Source organism: Cupriavidus sp. H19C3, assembly GCF_049393815.1.
In the GTDB taxonomy this organism is placed as follows: domain Bacteria; phylum Pseudomonadota; class Gammaproteobacteria; order Burkholderiales; family Burkholderiaceae; genus Cupriavidus.
This window is the reverse complement of the sequence record NZ_CP184986.1, coordinates 449,602-468,679: the sequence shown is the minus strand read 5'-3', so window position 1 is coordinate 468,679 and position 19,078 is coordinate 449,602. Positions and strand designations below refer to the sequence as shown.

Here is a 19,078-nt window from a genome sequence, read left to right as displayed (position 1 = left end):
CGCCCAAATCTTCGCGGATTGCGTAGGCACCGCGAATTCGCTTTCCCAGAAGGAGCCAGACATGCACCGGATTGCCCTGATCAGCGAGCATGCTTCGCCATTGGCCAGCGTCGGCAGCGTCGATTGCGGTGGCCAGAATGTCTATGTGGCGCACCTCGCGCGCCAGCTAGGCAAGCGCGGCTACCAGGTCGACGTGTTCACGCGGCGCGACAAGGCGCTGCTACCGGACGTAGTGGCATTCGCCCCCAACGTCCGCGTGGTGCATGTGAGCGCCGGACCCGCGGTACAGATTCCCAAGGAGCAGTTGCTGCCTTACATGCCGGCATTCGGCGACCAGATGGTGGCCCATATGCGGCGCGACGCCATCGGCTATGACGTGCTCCACGCCAACTTCTTCATGTCGGGCGTGGCAGCCCTGCGGGCGCGCGCGTCGCTCGGCATCCCGCTGGTCATGACGTTCCATGCGCTCGGCAAGGTGCGGCGCCTGCACCAGGGCAGCGCGGACGGCTTTCCCGACAGCCGCTTCGACATCGAGGACGAACTGGTGCGCGAGGCAGACTGCGTGGTGGCGGAATGCCCGCAGGATCATGACGACCTCGTTAACCTGTACGACGCCGACCCGCGTCGCATCGAGGTTGTCCCGTGCGGCTTTGACGATGGCGAATTCGCGCCGGTGGCGCGTGCGCACGCGCGCGCCGCGCTGGGGTGGGATGCACATGCGTTCTCGGTCCTGCAACTGGGCCGGCTGGTACCGCGCAAGGGCATCGACAATGTGATCCGCGCGGTCGGCTGCCTGCGCGCGACGTCCGGCATCGCGGCCCGGCTCTACGTGGTGGGCGGCAACGCGGAGCAGCCCAGCGTCGAGGCCACGCCGGAGATCGGCCGTCTGCAGGCGGTCGCCGACGAAGCCGGGGCGACGGACCTGGTGACATTCGTCGGCCGTCGCGGGCGCGATCAGCTCAGACAGTTCTATGGTGCCGCGGATGTCTTCGTGACCACGCCGTGGTACGAACCGTTCGGCATTACGCCGGTGGAAGCCATGGCGTGTGGCGTGCCGGTGATCGGCGCCAACGTCGGCGGCATCCGCTCGACCGTCGTCGACGGTGAGACCGGCTTTCTGGTGCCGCCCCACGCCCCGCATGCGCTGGCCGCGTGCTTGGCCACCCTTGCCGCCGATCCGGCTCTCGCCGCACGCATGGGTCGTGCCGGCCGCGAGCGCGCGCAGACTGCCTTTACCTGGAGCGGAGTGGCCGAGCAGATGGAACAGGTCTATGCGCGCGTGGCCACCGCGCGTCCGGCCACCGGCCGCGTGGCGGCGTGAGCGCGGGAGACGGCCATGAGGCAATACGACCGCAAGCGCGTACTCGTCACCGGTGGCGCGGGATTCCTCGGCTCGCACCTGTGCGAGCGGCTGGTCGAGGCCGGCCACGATGTACTTTGCGTCGATAATTTCTACACGGGCAGCAAGGACAACATTGCCGGGCTGCTAAGCCATCCGCATTTCGAGCTATTGCGTCATGACGTGACGTTTCCGCTTTATGTCGAGGTGGACGAGATCTACAACCTCGCCTGCCCTGCCTCGCCGGTGCATTACCAGAGCGACCCGGTGCAGACCACCAAGACCAGTGTGCACGGCGCCATCAACCTGCTGGGCCTGGCCAAGCGGGTCAAGGCCCGCATCCTCCAGGCCTCCACCAGCGAGGTATATGGCGATCCGGACAGCCATCCGCAGCGCGAAAGTTATTGGGGACACGTCAACCCGATCGGACGCCGGGCGTGCTACGACGAGGGCAAGCGCTGCGCCGAGACGCTCTTCATGGACTATCACCGCCAGCATGGCGTCGATATCCGGATCGCGCGGATTTTCAACACGTATGGACCACGCATGCATCCCGCCGATGGCCGTGTGATTTCCAACTTCGTCATGCAGGCACTGACCGGCGCCCCGCTTACGCTCTATGGCGATGGCGCGCAGACACGTTCGTTCTGCTACGTGGACGACCTCGTGGACGGCCTGATCCGGCTGATGGCCGCCGATGCCACCGGCACGCCGGTCAATCTGGGCAATCCGTGCGAGAACACCATGCGCCAGCTGGCCACGGCGGTACTCGCGGCGACCGGCTCGTCGTCGCCAGTAGAGACGCGTCCATTGCCGGAGGACGATCCGCACCAGCGCTGTCCCGATATCACGCTGGCGCGTACGCTGCTGGGTTGGGCGCCGCGCACCGCACTGGCACAGGGCTTGCAACTGACAGTCGAATACTTCCGCGCGCGGCTCGGTGCGACGGTACACGAGCGCCCGGCGGCAACGGCAATCCCCTGACATGCAGATACCGAAGACGCTTACTGTGATTTCGCCGCATCTCGACGATGCGGTGTTCAGCTGCGGCAACCTGATCGCGGCCTGCCCGACCTCGCTCGTAATAACCGTGTTTGCGGGCGCGCCGCCCGACGACATGCCGGCGCCGGACTGGGACCGCGCGGCGGGCTTCGTGCGCGCCAGCGAAGCGGTGCATGCGCGCCGCCAGGAAGACGCGCGCGCGCTGGCGATACTGGGCGCCGAGCCGGTATGGCTCGATTTTCTCGACAGCCAGTACGGCAAGCGATACGGCGCGGTCGATATCGCGGTGCGGCTTGGCCGCCTGCTGGCCATGCAGCGGCACGGCGCCATCGTCGCGCCGCTGGGCCTGTTCCATTCCGACCATGTGCTGGTCAACGCGGCCTGCATGCTGGTACGCGAGGCCGTGCATGCCGGGCAGACCGGCCCCGTCACCGCCCCCGTCACCGCCCCTGACACCGGGCCAGACGCCGCGTCCGCCACGCCCCCCGCCAACGTGCAATGGTTGTTCTATGAAGATGCGATCTATCGCCGCATGCCCGGCATGATCCAGAGCCGCATGATGGCCTGGTGGCAGGCGGGCCTGCTGGCCGCGCCCGTGCATCTGCCGCTGGCGGCCTACGGCACCCAAAAGGCGCGCGCGGTGGAAGCCTACGAAAGCCAGCTGCCGTTATTCAATGCCGAACAGCTGGCCGACCTGGGCGGCGCCGAGCGCTACTGGGCGCTGGGCCCGTTCGGGCCGCATGCGCATCAGGTCGGGACCGTAAGCCGCACGTGAATGCCAACCCCGATATCAGCGTGGTGGTGCTCACGCACAACCGGCGCGAAGCCTTGCGCAACACCTTGCGCCACCTGTGCGCGCTACCGGAGCGCGTGCCGATCGCGGTGGCCGACAACGCCAGCAGCGATGGCACAGCCGAGATGCTGCGCGCGGATTTTCCCTCCGTGACGCACCTGCGCAGCGAGGTCAACGCCGGTGCCGCCGGCCGCAATCTCGGGGCCGCGTGGGCCAGCACGCGCCATGTGGCGTTCTGCGACGACGACTGCTGGTGGGCCGCGGGTTCGCTGGCACGTGCCTGCGCCCTGTTCGACATGCATCCGCGCATCGGCGCGCTTACCGCGCGCGTGGTGGTCGGCGCGCAGGAACGCGAGGACCCCGCCAGTACCCTGATGGGCAACAGCCCGTTGCCTTCCGCCGACCTCCCCGGCCATGCCATTCTCGGCCTGATGGCCGGCGCCACCGCGTTCCGCACCGAGGCGTTTCTGCAGGCAGGCGGTTACGATGCCCGCTTCTTTGTCGGCGGCGAGGAAACCTTGCTCGCGCTCGACCTCGTCACGCACGGCTGGCACCTGGTCTACACGCCGGATCTGACCGTGCACCACTGCCCGAGTCCGTTACGCGATGCCAGCGGCCGGCGCCAGCTGCTGGCGCGCAATGCGATCTGGGCGGCGTGGCTGCGCCTGCCGATGACCATGGCGTGGCGCATTACGGCCGCGCGCCTGCCGCAGATCTGGCGCGAGCAGGGCCGCACGGGAGTGGCGGATACCCTGCGCGGCATGGGCTGGGTGCTGCGCGAGCGCCGCGTGGTGCCGCGCCATGTGGCGCGGGCGGTGGCGTTGATCTCCTAACGTCCGGCCGGATCCGCGCGATGGGTATGCGCGCGGATGGCGGCCACCAGTTCGCCCATCTGCACCGGCTTGGACAGATGGAGCTGGAAGCCCGCCATCATGGCGCGGATACGGTCCTGCGGCTGCGCATGCCCGGACAGGGCGATGGCGGTCATCCGTTGCGGCAGCGGAATTTCGCGCAACGACTCCAGTCGCCGCACATCGCGCAGCACCGTATAGCCGTCTTCCTCGTCGAGTGCGATGTCGCAGATGAGTCCGTGCGGCCATTCGCTCGCCCCGATGCGCTCCAGTACCGCGAGCAGATCGCGCCCATGCCCGAATGGCGTGGCTTCCGCACCGAGCTCCTCGAGCGCTTCGGTGACCACCTCGCGCGTCGGTTCGTCGTCGTCGAGCACCATCACGCGCAGGCCACGCAACGCATGCGGACCCAGCGGCGGACCTTCGACTTCGGTGGCGGTCCCGGTCGTGGCGTGGACCAGCGGCGCGGCCTCGCGTACCGGACGCAGCGGCATCGACAGGCGCCACGACTGCGCGCCGGGATCGGCGCGCAGCGTGACGCCGCTCTCCGCCAGCCAGGCCTGCAGGCGCTGGACGTCGGCCAGCGCGACCGGCTGCCCCGCCTCGGCGGCAGCGGCGGACAGCGTCAGCGCCGCTTCGCCGTCCATGCGTTCGAGTCGCAACTCCATGCGGCCTCCGGGCGCCACCGATGCGATCGCCAGCTCGCATAGCTGCCAGATCGCCTTCTGCAACACGCCGGGATCGCCGGTGACCCGCAGCTCCGCATCGCCGAGCACGGTAAACAGGTGGATATGGTGTTCCGCGATGGTCTCGCGCAGGCCGTCCACCACGCCGGCAACCAGCGTCTCCAGACGGATGGGCTGCAGCGCGAGCCGTTCCTCGATGCGCTCCAGTTCGCGTTGCTGCTGTTGCAGGCGCCACATCTGCGCATAGACGCCGCCGCGCGCGAGCAGCGTCTGGTGGGTGCCGCTCTCCACCACGCGGCCATGCTCCATCACGAGGATATGGTCGGCGTCGGCGATGGTGGACAGCCGGTGCGCGATGATCAGCGCGGTGCGGCCCTGCGCCACCCGCGCCAGCTCTTCCTGGATCGCGCGTTCGGCGCGCGTATCGAGCGCCGAGGTGGCTTCGTCGAACACCACGAGCGACGGCTTCTTGAGCAGCGCGCGCGCGATCGCCACGCGTTGCCGCTCGCCGCCGGAAAGCCGCACGCCACGCTCGCCCACCTGGGTGTCGTAGCCATCGGGCAGGCGGTCGATGAAGCCGTCCAGCTGCGCGGCGCGCGCGGCCTCCACCACGTCGGCCCGGGTAGCGCCGTCGCGGCCGTAGGCGATGTTGTAGGCAATGGTGTCGTTGAACAGGATGGTGTCCTGCGGCACGATACCGATCGCTTCGCGCAGGCTGCGCTGGGTGATCAGGCGCAAGTCCTGCCCGTCGATGGTCACCCGGCCGGAGTCCGGCAGGTATAGCCGGAACAGCAGCCGCGCCAGCGTCGACTTGCCCGAGCCGCTGCCGCCCACCACGGCCACGGTCTGGCCGGCGCCCACGCGGAAGCTCACATCCCACAGGGTCTGACGGCTGGGGTCGTAGCTGAAGTTGACATGATCGAATACGATCTCGCCGCCGGTCACGCGCAGCGGCGCGGCGCCCGGCGCGTCGTCGTCCTCGCCGGCACGGCCGCGGGCGTCGAGCAGCGCGAACAACCGCTCGACGTTGGTCATGGCATCGTTGGATTCGCGAAAGATAAAGCCGAGCGTGTTGAGCGGCAACACCACCTGGATCACGTACGCGTTGATCAGTACCAGGTCGCCGACGGTCAGCGTGCCCTGCACCACGCGCTGCACACCGAGCAGCATCACCGCCGCCACGCCGAGCGCGATGCAGACGCTCTGGCCGACGTGCAGCGTCGACAGCGCGTACTGGTTCTCCACGCTCACGCCTACCCAGCGCTCCAGCAGCGCACCCAGACGCCGCGTCTCGAACGTTTCGCGCGCGAAATACTTGACGGTGTCGTAGTTGAGCAGGCTGTCGACGATACGGCTGTTGGTCTGCGCCTCCACTGCATTCACCTCGCGCTGCACGCGCATGCGGCGCCGGGTGAAGACAAGGGTATAGCCCGAGTACAGCGCAAACACCACCAGGATGATCGCCGCGAACTGCCCGCCATAGGCGGCTACCATGATCACGAGCACCGAGACGATCTCCAGCAGCGTCGGCACGATCGTGAACACCGCCACCCCGAGCAGAAAGCCGATGGCCGCGGTGCCTTTCTCGAGATCGCGAATGATGCCGCCGGTCTCGCGCCGCGCATGAAAGCGCGCACCCAGCCCATGCAGGTGGGCGAACGCGCGTGCCATGAAATCCGCCACCGTGCCCTGCGCCACGCGCGCGAACACCACGTCGCGCAACTCGTTGAAGGCATTGCCGAGCAGTCGCAGGAGCGCGTACGCCAGCACCAGGAACACCGGCATGGTGACCACCAGATGAACCAGCGGGCCCATGCGCGCGGCGCTGCCCGGCTCCGCCATGCTGTGCATGACGGTGACTTCGTCGACGATGTGCTTAAGGACCAGCGGTACGGCCACGGTGGCGGCCTTGGCCAGCAGCAGCAGCGCGATGGCCGCCGCGACGCGCGCGCGATGGCGCCAGATCGTGCGCCACAACGCCGCCGCGATGCGGCGACGGCTGGGCGGTGGCTGGGTAGTGGGCATCGTGTCTGGCGAATCCGGAAGCAGGTATAAGGCCGTGATAGCGGGTGGACGGGCATGGTGCGCGCGCGTGCTGTAGCGCGTGTTCCTGGCCCATGCGGCGCGTCTTAAGCGCGTCTTAAGCGGGCAACGCAGGGCGGAAAATTTTTCAGCATCACGTAAGAACCGGGATACGCGCGCTTCGCGCGATTTCGCGACGTCGGTGCCGCCGGTTTCGTCAGCCCCGCGCACCTGCCATGTCACATCACGCCGGCCTGCGCATCACGCGAAAGCCATGCCAGTCGCCGGTGCGCAAACCGTCGGTCGTTACAGCACAAGGTGCCGCACGTCAACGCGAAAACTGTTGTAAGCGCTGTAACACACTGCCTTTACACATTCTTACAGCAGGCAGGGGACAACTTGTCTAACGTTGAAACGCTTCCGTATCGCAGCGCATCAATCGAGCATGCGTGGCACGGAAGTATCCACGGCGTTCGCGTCTCGGCGTGCGCGCCTCGATATACGCACTCGTGTCACGGCATGCGCCGTGCGCGGGCAATTCAACGGACCGGACCACCGGTCCAACGGCCTGTTCCGGCGACGTAGCGACGGCCCGGGACACGGCGGATAACAACATAGCGCTTTGGGGGGCAAAGCAATACGCCACCGTGCAGGCGACCACGCCTCGCGCGGCGGACCCGTATTGCCCGCAGGAACCGCCATCGTCCCGGCGACCGCGGATGGCACACTTTTATCCGGAGGCTGCGATGAACAGGAAGCAGGACCACAAGCCCACCTTGCCGACGCGGTTGCCGCCGTCGCAGCAACCGCAAGACCTGGCGGTGGAACGTCGCAGCGGCGGTCTGAGTTTGCGCCCCTTGTGGCAACTCGCGCCACGCGTGGCCAGCTACGGCATGGTCGCCTTTATCGTCTGGGTCATCCTGTCGGTGATGTTCCCCATGCTCTTCACGCGCTCGTCGGAGCGTGCCATCGTCAACAGTCCGGTCGACCTCGTGACCACACCGGTGGAGGGCGTGGTGACGAAGCAGATCACTGCCGTAGGCAGTACGTTTGCCGCCGGCGATCCGCTCATGACCCTGCAGAATCCGAATATCGACCGTGCCTTGCTGATGGAGCTGACCGGCAAGAAGCTCGACAACCAGAAGCGGCTCGAGGCCGCGCGCGCCAAGCTCGCCGGAGACCAGACCCGCCTCGCCTCCACCGCCGATGACATCAGGCGCTACCAGGGCGCCGCGCAACGCGAGCACGCGGCCAGGATGCGTGGCATCGAAGCACGACTGGCGGTGGCGCGGCAACAGATCGACCAGCAGCAGGACGTGGTCAACCGGAACCAGGCGATGCAGTGGGCCGGCGCCGTGAGCCAGGCCTACACCGATGCCTCGCGCAACCAGCTCACGGTGCTCTCCGGCGCGCGCGATGCGATCCAGGCAGAGCTCGACGCGGCGCGCAACAGCAGCGATGCCGCGCGCGGCAAGGTGTATGCATCGAGTACCGATGGCGCGCTCGGCGCGCTGGTGCAGCGGCAGGACGAACTGCGCGCGGAGATCGTGCAGTTGCAGGCGGAGATCCAGCAACTGGAGGAATACGATGCATCGGTCGACAAGCTGGTGGCTTCCGAACAGGAGCGCCTCGACCGTGTCTCCAACCTCGATATCAAGGCTTATACCGGCGGCATCGTCGAGGACGTACTGGCCCCGCCGGGCACGCGGGTAGCCGCCGGCGCGACGCTGATGCGCACCACCAACTGCAGCAAGCCAAGCGTCGTCGCGGTGTTTCCGCGCAGCCTCAGCAAGGGGCTACTGCCTGGCGCAAAGGTAACCGTCCACGTCGATGGCGTACCGGTGCCGCAACGCGGCGCCATCGCGGAGATCCTGCCGCGCGCGCCCGATGGCGATCAGGCCCGCTACTTCGTCCCGTTCCCGCCGATCGAGAAGAACGAGGTCTATCTGATTGCCCGGCTCGACAAGCCCCTGCCCGACCTGGCCGGGAATGGCGCTGGTGCCGGTACCGACCGCTGCGCACTCGGCCATTGGGCGCGGGTCAGCCTCGAGCGTTCCTGGCTGCGCAGCCTTATCTGACCCGGGGCCGCTCGGCACAATCTGCCGTTAGCCGCCCCACGCACGCAGGAAGGAGACGACCGTGCAGCGTTACGAATCCGATCTCGCGCGGACCTGCGCCAGCCTGTCGCTGGCGGGGTCCCTCGCGTTCTCGCCCGCACTGGCGGCGGCTGCCACGGCGGGCACGCCGCCGGCACCGGGGCCGGGTGCGGAGCCCGCCGCCCCGGCCGGGGCGTCCGTGCAGGCGCCGGCGGCGGAAGCCGCGCGTGAGCCGTTGCGCGACCAGTTGCGTGATAGCGGCTGCCGTACGCTGGCAGCCCGCGTCGCGGCCATTCCCGGCAGCGGGCCGGTGATGCTGGCCAGCTACGAGGCCGCGCCGGGCGGCACGCCGTTGCCCGGGCCACTGCAGCAGACTGCTTTCGTCTACGACAACGCGCTGGCCGGCATCGCACTGATCGCCTGCGGACAGCGCGATGCCGCCCGCCGCATTGCCGACGGCGTGGTGGCCGGCGTCGCGCGCGACCGTCATTACCACGATGGCCGCATTCGCAATGCCTATCGCGCGGGCGCGCTGCCGGAAGGTCCGCTACCGCTACCCGGCTGGTGGGACGACCGCAGCAAACGCTGGTTCGAGGACAACTACCAGGCCGGCACTGCCACCGGCAACGTGGTATGGGCCGCGCTGCTGGTATTGGCCGCCTACGAGGCCACTCGTGCGCAGCGCTATCTCGACACGGCCACCACGCTGATGAACTGGGTCGAGCGCAATACCTGGAACGGCGACCCACCCGGCGCTTACACCGGCGGGTTCTTTGGCGAAGAGCCGCAGCCGCGCCGGCAGGGATGGAAATCGACCGAGCACAACGTCGACGCGTATGCCGCGTTCCGCTGGCTGTCGCGCTACGATCGCGACCCGCGCTGGCAGACCGGAGCCGCGCGCGCGCGACAGTTCGTCGAGGCGATGTGGCAAGCGGGCGAAGGTCGCTTTGCCATCGGCACGCGCGACGACGGCCGCACGCTCAACGCCGCGCCGTCCGCGCTGGACGCGTCGCTGTGGCCGCTGATCGCCATTCCCGACGCGGCGGGTGGCTGGCGTCGCTCGCTCGACTGGGCGCGCACGCGCCATGGCGTCAAAGGTGGCTATGGCTTCAAGGCCAATCCCGATGGCGTATGGACCGAAGGCACCGGCCAGGCCGCGCTGGTGCTGCGCGCCAGCGAGCGCGACGACGAGGCCCGGCCGTTGTGGGCGTTGCTGCTATCGCAACGCGCCCCGTCGGGGATGCTGTTCGCCACGCCCGAGGCGCGCATCGGCACGGGGCTGTCGATCGGCCCCGATTCGACCAGCGAGGACTTCTACTACTTCCACCTTCCGCATCTCGGCGCGACCGCATGGGCCGTGCTGGCGGCCGCCGGCTGGAATCCGTTTCAGCCCGGAGGCTGCCTCGGCGCGCGCTGCGACGGCCAGCGCAGCCGCGCAGGCCGCGCTGCCGCTTCCGTTGCCGCTACCGTTGCCGCCACGTCCGCCGCCACCAGCGCGGCCGCCCCGAACGCGGCACGCGGCGATTCCCTCACCAAGGAGTGACGATGTTCGCCGCCCTCTTCAACGACTACCTGGACAGCCAGATGCTGGTCCAGATCAACGCCGGCGCGCTGCTGATCGCCGTGCTGTGCCTGCGTGCGGACCGCCGCCGCGGCGCCGAGCGCTGGCTGTTCGGTGCCGCGGCGGCGGTGCTGCTCATGGTGTACTACCTCTGGCGCATCACCCAGACGCTGCCACCCTGGCGCCTCGACTTTCCGAGCCTCTGGGCTTATGTATTCGTTGGCTTCGAAGGCATGACCATCGCCTACACGCTGATCTCGATCGTCACGCTGACGCGCACGTCCGACTACAGCGCGCAGGCCGACGCCGGCGAGGCGGCACTACGGCAGCACCGTCACGCGCCCGCGGTCGATATCTTCATCGCCACCTACAATGAAGGCATCGACGTGCTCGAGAAGACCATCGTCGCCGCGCTCGCCATCGATTATCCGAACTTCACCGTGTGGGTCCTCGACGATACGCGGCGCGACTGGCTCCGGGAGTTCTGCGAACCGCTCGGTGCCCGCTATGTGACCCGACCGGACAATACCCATGCCAAGGCGGGCAACCTCAACAACGGGCTGCGCCGCAGCGCGGAAGATGATGGCGATGGCAATGGCGGCGCGCCCTTCATCATGGTGCTCGATGCCGACTTCGCGCCCAATCGCAATATCCTGTTGCGCATCGTCGGTCTCTTCGACGACCCCGCCGTGGGGGTGGTGCAGACGCCCCAGTTCTACTACAACGCCGATCCGATCCAGTACAACCTGCGCTCGTCCGAATGCTGGGTCGACGAACAACGCGCGTTCTTCGACATCATGCAGCCCGCCAAGGACGCATGGGGCACGGCATTCTGCATCGGTACCTCGTTCGTGGTGCGCCGCGATGCGCTGGCGCGCATCGGCGGCTTCCCAACCGGTACCGTCACCGAGGACATCCACCTCACCTATCGGCTGATGCCGCATGGCTATGTCACGCGCTGGCTCAACGAACGCCTCAGCGTCGGCCTCTCGGCGGAGGGCCTGCCCGAATACATCAGCCAGCGCAGTCGCTGGGGCCTGGGCACCATCCAGGTCGCGCTGACCGCGGACGGACCATTGCGCGGACGGGGCTACACGCTGCGACAGCGCCTGCATTACGTGCATGGCCTGCTGCACTGGCTGAGCCGGCCGTTTACGCTAATGCTGCTGGCGGGACCGCTGCTGTACTGGTTCTTCGATATTCCGACACTGTATGGCGACCCCATGCAGTTCCTCGCCTACGGCGTGCCGGCGCTGCTGCTCTACTGGGCCTACAGCATCTGGATCACCGGCTCGCGCGCGATGCCGGTGTTTACCGAGGTGACGCAGATCGTGGCGGCGCTGGCAGTCACGGCCACGCTGGCCAGCGCCGTCGTCAAGCCGTTCGGGCGACCCTTCAAGGTTACCAACAAGGGCCTCGACCGCTCGAAGCTGGTGGTGCATACGCGCTTCGCCGTACTGTACGGCACCATGTTCGCGCTCTCGGCGCTGGGACTCGCGCGTGCCGTCGCGGCCGACGGGAGCGCACCGGGACTGGTGTTCAATATCACCTGGACCGTGATCTCGATGGTGCTCTACCTGGCATCGCTGCTGGTCTGCTTTGAACTGCCGCGCCCGCGCAAGGAAGAACGATTTCCGCATTGCGAGCGCGCGCGGCTATGCGTCTACGGCATGGATGGCAGCGCGCGCGAGCTCGATGGCATGACGCGCGATGTCTCGTGCAGCGGCATGGCTTTCGTCGCCGACAGCGCGACCGCGGTAACGCCTGGCACCGCCGGTGCCATCTGGCTCGCACCGCTCGGCTGGGTGCCCTGCCGCATCGCGCGCACGGAGGGCAAGCTGGTCGGCGTGGCGCTGTACGCCGACACCCCAACCCGCCACCGCCTGATCCGGCTGCTGTTCAGCGAGCCGGCCCACAACATCGCCGAACGCGGCCTGCCCGGCATCGCCATCGCGCGCCTGCTGCGCCGCGCCTTTTCCGGTTGACCCGCCCGGGTCGACGCTACCGAGACCGCTTATGACGACAAGAACGCCCCGCATCGCTCCGCGCGTCGCGCTGCTCGCCCCGTTACTCCTATGTGCCTGTACGCTGGAACCGCCTTACGAACGGCCGGCCTCGCCGGTGCCACAGGGGTATCCGGACGGTCCCGCTTACCGGCAGGGTAACGCCAGGCAAGGTGACGCCGGGCAAGGCAACGCCGCGCAGGGCGCGGCTGCCGACACCCCCGCGGCGGCGCAAACCCCGCCTGCCAACCTCGGCTGGCAGGACTTCTTCACCGATGCGCGCCTGCGCCGCCTGATCGAGCTCGCGCTCGCCAACAACCGCGACCTGCGCATCGCCACGCTGTCGATCGACCAGGCCCGCGCGCAATACCGCATTCAGCGCGCCGCACAGTTTCCCGCCATCAATGCGGGCGCCGGCTTCACCAGTTCGCGTGTCGGCAGCGACCTGCGCCCGCCGGGGCAGGACCCAGTGGTCAATGCGTACACCGCGGGGGTCGGCTTCAATGCGTTCGAGCTCGACGTATTCGGCCGCGTACGCAGCCTCAAGCACGAAGCGCTCGAAGCATACCTGGCCATCGAGGAGGTCCGCCGCAGTGCCCAGATCAGCCTGATCGGCGAGGTCGCCGGCGCCTACCTGACATGGCAGGCCGACCAGCAATTGCTCAAGCTGTCGCAAGACACGCTGAAGGTCCAGCAGGATGCGCTGGAGATGGTCCAGCGCAGCAAGCGCGCCGGCGGCATGGCGGAGATCGATGCGCATCGCGCGCAGACCCAGCTGGAGACGGCGCGGGTCGATGTGGAGCAGTTCACGCGCCAGGTCGCACAGGACGAGAACGCGCTGGCGGTGCTGATCGGCGGCCCCCTGCCCGCCGACCTGCCACCGCCGCAGCCATTCCAGGAACGCGCCTTTGTTGCCGAACTTCCCGCTGGCCTGCCTTCTGCCCTGCTTGAGCAACGGCCGGACATCATGGCCGCCGAGCATCGGCTGAAGGCCGCCAATGCCAGTATCGGTGCCGCGCGTGCCGCGTTCTTCCCCAACATCTCGCTCACGGCGAGCCTCGGCGCGGCCAGCACCACGCTGGCGGGATTGTTTTCGAGCGGCATGGCATGGGTGTTTGCGCCCCAGATCACCGTGCCGATCTTCAACGCCGGGGAGAACCAGGCCCGGCTCGATGTGGCCAAGGTACGCAAGGACATCAACGTCGCCACCTACGAGAAGACCATCCAGCAGGCCTTCCGCGAGGTCGCGGACGGTCTGGCCGCGCGCGGCACCTACGACCGCCAGACCGCCGCGCAGCAATCGCTCGAGAAAGAGATCGCCGAGACCAGGCGCCTGGCGGAAATCCGCTTCAAGAACGGCGTCGATGACTACTTTCCGGTGTTCGACGCGCAGCGGCAGCTCTACGACGCGCAGAAACGCCTGGTGACCATTGAACTGGCGCGACTGACCAGTCGCGCGGAACTGTACAAGGCGCTCGGCGGCGGCTGGACGCGCGCCACGGTGAACGCCGCGCCGGTGGCGGCGACCACAGCCGCAACATCGGCAGGAACCACGGCGCCACGCGTGGCCAGTCCATTCACCTCGCCATGATCGGTGAGCCGCACCGGTGCCCGGCCCCGGCGGCTCAGCGTCCCGCGGCGTCGCGGATACGCATGATGGTCTGGCGGGAGACGTGAAAGGTTCGTGCCAGTTCGGTCACCGACGCGCCATGGCGCAGCGCCGCGCGAATATCGTCGTGCATGGTGGTCGCCACCGCCGGCTTGCGGCCCAGGCGGCGGCCCCGCTCGGAAGCCGCGGCCGCGCTCTGCTTCATGATGCGGCTGCGCGACAGGCGCTCCAGCCGGCATACCGCCAGCAAGGTCTTCATCGATAGGGATGGCGACGGCGCCGCGAGATCGTCGTCGCCAAGCTCCACGCAGCGCAGCTTCACCTCCAGCGCACGCAGGCGATCGATGGTGGCGAGCACGTCGCCGAGATTGCGGCCGAGGCTGTCCAGCCGCAATGTGATGACGGTGTCGCCCGCGCGCACGCGCTGCAGCAGGCGCTGCAGTTGCGGCCGTTCCAGCGCCGCCAGCGTCGATCGGCTTCGCTCCCACCAAGCATGACGGAGGTCCACGATGACGCCGGCCTCGTCGAGCGCCTTGATCTCCGCTTCAAACTCGCTCAGCTCGGCTGCGTTGTTCGTGTAGATGAAGGTTGACGGCATCCAGTCTCCCGGGCATGGCAGTCCGTACTGCGCTTCGAGGTACTGTCAATCTTACTATTTTGGACATTCGTCGCACATACTATGGGCTCGCAGGTTCCTTGCCATGGATGGCGTGGCAAACCACGAGGCACGCATGACCGACATCTCGACCGTCATAGCGGAGATCGAAACCGCCGACCGTCATATTGCCGACGGCCGGCGACTCGTGCGCGGCCAGCTTGCGCTGATCCGCCGGCTGCGGGCCGACGGCATGCCGACGGCAGCCGCCGAGCAACTGCTCCAGGCGCTGCGCCAGACGGTGACGACGCTGCGCGGGCACCGCAGGCATCTCTGCCGGTATGCCGCCCGTCCGTCCACGGGGCGCGCCGGCGCCGACGGTAGCGCCCCTACTGCTTCCTGACGCGGATCAACGTGGTCAGCAATGCGTCTAGCGTGACCGGCTTGGCCAGGTGGGCGTCGAATCCCGCCCGCATGGCCGCCTCGATGTCGTCCTGGCGGCCGAAGCCGCTCAACGCGATGGCGTGAATGCCGGCCAGTTCCGGCCGCTGGCGCACGGCGCGCAACAGCTGGTAGCCGTCCATGTCCTGCATGCCGAGATCGGACAGCAACAGGTCCGGCCGCATCACCTGCATCCGCTGCAGCGCGACGGCGCCACTGGTGGCCACATCGACCGATGCGCCTTCGGCCTCGAGCAGCAGACGGAACGTTTCCACGGTCAGCTCGTCGTCGTCGACCAGTAGTACCCGCAATCCTTCCAGCAGGGCGGCGGGAAGCGTGGGCATATGCGTGCCCGACTCGCGCAGGGAGCCGCGCGGCAACTCCACCGTGAAGGTCGCGCCCTGCCCCACCCCGGGGGAGGCCGCCCGCACCGTGCCGCCCTGCAGCGTCACCAGCTCCTTGACCAGCGACAGGCCGATACCGAGTCCGCCACGACGGCCCTTGGGAAAGCCACCCTGCCGGAACATGTCGAAGATATAAGGCAGCGTCTGTGCGTCGATACCGGCCCCGGTATCCTGTATGGTCAGGCGAACACTGGCATCGTCGCTGGCCAGTACGACGGTAATCTTGCCTCCGGACTCGGTGAATTTGAGCGCATTGCTGCCGAGGTTCCAGACCACCTGCTCCATGCGCGTGAGGTCCGCATGCACCCATACCGGCTCGTCCGGGACCTCGCAATGCAGGTTCACGCCGCTGCGCTCGGCGTCGTCGGCAAGTGCGCCACAGACCCGCCTTACCACGGCACCCAGATCCAGCGTCTCGCGCACGATGGACAGCTTGCCCGTCCGGACCCGCGACATGTCGAGCAGATCGTCGATGATCTGCGCCTGGCCCATTACCGTGCGCCGAATCGTATTGGTGGCGCGCTCGATCGCCGGATTGCGGCGCGCCTCGGCCGAGCGCGCGATCAGCTCGCTGCTGGCGCTGATCAGGTTCAGCGGGTGCTTGAGCTCGTGCGAGACGATGGCGAGGAACTCGTCGCGACGGAGCTGCTCCTGATGCCAGTTCGACGCATCCTGCCGCGGCGCGCCTGCCGGCAGCACCTCGTCGAGATCGCGCGCGATCTTGGCAAAGCCGATGACGCCGCTCTTGTCGAGCCGCGACAGCACACCGCTCGAACGGAAGCGCTTGCCGTCCTTGCGCAGATGCCAGCGGTCCTCTTCCACGCGGCCGTACTTGCGCGCCTGTGCCATCTCGTAGGCGGGTATGCCGCGCTCGCGATCCTCGGGCGTGAATAGCACCTGGCCCGAGTGCCCCAGCATCTCCGCCTCGGTATAGCCGAAGATGCGCTGCGCGCCGCTGTTCCAGCTGGTGACCCGGCCGTCGTCGTCGAACGTGATGATGGCGTAATCGCGCGTGCTCTCGGCCACGATATTCATGCGGCGCTCGCCTTCGCGCAGCCGTTCCTCCGCCGCGCGACGCGACGTGATATCGATAAAGGACAGCACCGCGCCGTCGATGCGGTCCTCGGTGGTGCGGTACGGCAGAAAGCGCGCCAGATACCAGCGCCCGTCCGTGCTGTGCAGCTCGCGCTCGAGCAGGCGCAGGGAATCGAACGCCTCGGCGGCGTCGTCGGCCAGCTTGTCGTATTCGAGCCGGTGCGTGATGTCGAGCAGCGAGCGGCCGATATCCGACGGAATAATGCTGAACACATCGGTGGCGCGCGGGGTGTAGCGCTTGATGCGGATATTGCGGTCGACGAAGATCGTGCCGATATCGTTGGCGGTGATCAGGTTCTGCAGATCATCGTTGATCTTGCTGGTCTCCTCGACCTTCGACTTCAGCTCCGCGTTGACGGTGGTCAGTTCCTCGTTGATCGACTGCAGTTCTTCCTTGCTGGTCTCCAGTTCCTCGGTGGCCGAGCGCAGTTCCTCGTTGATGGCCTGCAGCTCCTCGTTGGAAGCCTTGATCTCCTCGGTGGAAGTCTCCGACTGCTCGATGGTGGCCTGAAGCTGGTCCTTGGTCCGTTGCAGTTCGCGTTCGAGCTGGCTGACCACGGGGTCGCGATGCGACTTGTGCGCGTCTTCCGCCCCGTCGCTCATGCTGTCTTCGACCTCGTCGAAGAGCACCAGCACGAAGTCGGCATTGGACTCCGCATCGTGCACCGGGCGCGCGATCATGTTGACGAAGAACCGTCGGCCATCGCGCGTCAGCTGTACCCGGCGCGCTTCCACGCTGTGATTGGTCTGGAGCGCCTGGAAAATCGCCGTGCGCAGTTCCAGCCGCAGTTCGGGCCGCACCACCGCGATGATGTTGTGCGATGGCTCTCCGCCCACGTATTGCAGGAACCGGCCGGCGCGGTCCGACAGGTGCACGATGTCGGAGTCGCGGCTCACCAGCACGCTCGGAGGCGCGTACTGCTCCACCAGACGTTGATGCAGGTCCCCGAACGAAAACTTGCGCTTGCCCGGGGGCGGCGGTACCGCCACGGGCATGCGCGCGCTATGCATGCCCGACGCCGCCAGCGGCATCGGCGCATCGGCGCGCACCGCCACGTTGGCGCGGTAGATACGGGCCTTCTTGTCGACCACCGTGAACAGGTTGGTCACGCTGTCGGCCGCCTCGGAGCTGCCCAGGAACAGGAAGCCGCCCGGCCGCAACGCAAAATGGAAGGTGCGCAGCACGTCGATCTGAGCCTCGCGGTCCAGGTAGATCAGCAGGTTGCGGCAGCACACCATGTCGAGCCGCGAGAACGGCGGGTCGCTGAGCACGTTGTGCAGCGCGAACAGGACGTGCTCGCGTAGCTCCTTCTTGACACGGTAGTGCGATGCATCCTTGGTGAAGAACTGCCGCACGCGCCCCGCATCCACATCAGCCACGATCGATTCGGGATACAGCCCGATGCGCGCCAGCGAGATCGCGCGCTCGTCGATATCGGTGGCAAACACCTGGTAAGGCACCGCCTCATTGCCGCGCTCGGAAGCTTCCTGCAGCAGCATCGCGATGGAGTAGGCTTCCTCGCCGGTGGCGCAGCCGGCCGACCATATGCGGATCGGCTCGTTGGTGGAGCGGTTCTGCACCAGATGGGGAATGACTTCGGTGCGTAGCGCCTCGAACGCTTCGCTGTCGCGAAAAAAATTGGTCACGCTGATGAGCATGTCCTGCAGCAGCAGCGGGGTTTCCTCGGGATGTTCGTGAAGATAGTCGCGGTACTCCTGCAGTTCGGTCAGGCCGTTGACCTGCAGGCGGCGCTCGATGCGGCGCAGGATGGTAGCGCGCTTGTAGTGGCGGAAATCGTGCGAGGTACGCGTGCGCAGGATCACCATGATCTCACGCAATACGCGTTCCGTACTCTCGGCGGCCTCCGCCTGCGCCTGGTCCGGCTCGACGTGCTCGGGCAGCTGGATGCGGCGCGCCGTGATCCAGAGGTCCATCAGCCGCTGGGGAATCTCGGCGACCGGCAGCACGAAGTCGATCATGTCGGTGACGATGGCCGCGCGCGGCATGCTGGCAAACGCCGCCTCGTCGGGGTGCTGCGCGATGGTGATGCCGCCGAGCTCCTTCACGCGCGTAATGCCGACGGACCCGTCCGACCCGGCACCAGAGAAGATCATGCCCACCGCGCGCTCGCGATGGCTGTCCGCGAGCGAACGCAGGAACAGGTCGATGGCCGCGCGGCGGTCGTCGTTCGACCTGGCCTTCTTTACCCGCAGGAAGCTGTCTACCATGGTCAGCACCATCGACGGCGCAATCACATAGACATGGTTGACCTCGATCGGCGTGGCATCGATGACCTGGACCACCGGCATCGCAGTTACCGCACGCAGTACATCGGGCAGCACGCTGGCGTGGTCGGGGGCCAGATGCAGCACAATCACATAGGCCGCGCCCGAGCGTGCGGGCAATGCTTCGAAGAAGGTTCTGAGAGCCTCGATGCCTCCCGCCGAGGCGCCAACGCCGACAATGGGAAAGGTGAGCTGGCTGGGGGTGGATGCAGGGCGCGTTTTGGCCATCGTCTGGATTCGGAATTGGGCTCGCGGAACCGTCCGCGAGGCTCCGCCGGCCGAGGCCGAGGGGCCG

Annotated in this window: 12 protein-coding genes; 9 read left to right on the top strand and 3 right to left on the bottom strand. The window is 67.6% G+C overall.

Features of this window, described 5'->3' with window-relative positions; all coding sequences use genetic code 11:
* Window positions 1–61 precede the first annotated feature (61 nt).
* The 4 genes from DFLDMN_RS21620 to DFLDMN_RS21605 are packed head-to-tail and all read left to right on the top strand — an operon-like array spanning window position 62 to window position 3,967.
* Entirely contained in the window at window positions 62–1,321 is a 1,260-nt protein-coding gene (locus tag DFLDMN_RS21620) for a glycosyltransferase family 4 protein (RefSeq protein ID WP_423199915.1), read from the top strand.
* Window positions 1,322–1,336: 15 nt separating this feature from the next.
* Entirely contained in the window at window positions 1,337–2,323 is a 987-nt protein-coding gene (locus DFLDMN_RS21615; RefSeq protein WP_423199914.1) for a UDP-glucuronic acid decarboxylase family protein, read from the top strand.
* A gap of 25 nt (window positions 2,324–2,348) precedes the next feature.
* Window positions 2,349–3,116, top strand: coding sequence for a PIG-L deacetylase family protein (locus tag DFLDMN_RS21610; protein WP_423199913.1), 768 nt, complete (start codon window positions 2,349–2,351; stop codon window positions 3,114–3,116).
* The gene (locus tag DFLDMN_RS21605; protein WP_423199912.1) at window positions 3,113–3,967 is read left to right on the top strand and encodes a glycosyltransferase family 2 protein; all 855 of its coding nucleotides are present in this window, start codon (window positions 3,113–3,115) and stop codon (window positions 3,965–3,967) included. The genes DFLDMN_RS21610 and DFLDMN_RS21605 overlap by 4 nt, the downstream gene beginning before the upstream one ends.
* On the opposite strand, the gene DFLDMN_RS21600 is transcribed toward DFLDMN_RS21605, so the two are convergent.
* Entirely contained in the window at window positions 3,964–6,696 is a 2,733-nt protein-coding gene (locus DFLDMN_RS21600) for an ABC transporter transmembrane domain-containing protein (protein ID WP_423199911.1), read from the bottom strand. The genes DFLDMN_RS21605 and DFLDMN_RS21600 overlap by 4 nt on opposite strands.
* Window positions 6,697–7,439: 743 nt before the next feature.
* Between DFLDMN_RS21600 and DFLDMN_RS21595 the strand changes: the two genes are divergently transcribed.
* From DFLDMN_RS21595 to DFLDMN_RS21580, 4 genes are all read left to right on the top strand, one after another.
* Entirely contained in the window at window positions 7,440–8,771 is a 1,332-nt protein-coding gene (locus tag DFLDMN_RS21595) for an HlyD family secretion protein (RefSeq protein WP_423199910.1), read from the top strand.
* Between the two features lie 217 nt (window positions 8,772–8,988).
* Window positions 8,989–10,332, top strand: coding sequence for a hypothetical protein (locus tag DFLDMN_RS21590; protein WP_423200532.1), 1,344 nt, complete (start codon window positions 8,989–8,991; stop codon window positions 10,330–10,332).
* A gap of 2 nt (window positions 10,333–10,334) precedes the next feature.
* Window positions 10,335–12,335, top strand: a complete 2,001-nt coding sequence (locus DFLDMN_RS21585; protein ID WP_423199909.1) for a glycosyltransferase — start codon at window positions 10,335–10,337, stop codon at window positions 12,333–12,335.
* Between the two features lie 31 nt (window positions 12,336–12,366).
* Window positions 12,367–13,944 (top strand): efflux transporter outer membrane subunit, encoded by a 1,578-nt coding sequence (locus DFLDMN_RS21580; protein WP_423199908.1) that lies wholly within the window; start codon window positions 12,367–12,369, stop codon window positions 13,942–13,944.
* A gap of 34 nt (window positions 13,945–13,978) precedes the next feature.
* Here DFLDMN_RS21580 and DFLDMN_RS21575 read toward each other — a convergent pair whose 3' ends face one another.
* A complete protein-coding gene (locus DFLDMN_RS21575; protein ID WP_423199907.1) occupies window positions 13,979–14,560 on the bottom strand; it encodes a recombinase family protein in 582 nt (193 codons plus the stop codon).
* Between the two features lie 133 nt (window positions 14,561–14,693).
* On the opposite strand from DFLDMN_RS21575, the gene DFLDMN_RS21570 reads away from it, so the two are divergent.
* Complete coding sequence (locus DFLDMN_RS21570; protein WP_423199906.1) at window positions 14,694–14,960, top strand: hypothetical protein; 267 nt, start codon at window positions 14,694–14,696, stop codon at window positions 14,958–14,960.
* Here DFLDMN_RS21570 and DFLDMN_RS21565 read toward each other — a convergent pair.
* Window positions 14,947–19,011, bottom strand: a complete 4,065-nt coding sequence (locus DFLDMN_RS21565; protein ID WP_423199905.1) for a CheR family methyltransferase — start codon at window positions 19,009–19,011, stop codon at window positions 14,947–14,949. The genes DFLDMN_RS21570 and DFLDMN_RS21565 overlap by 14 nt on opposite strands.
* Window positions 19,012–19,078: the final 67 nt, after the last annotated feature.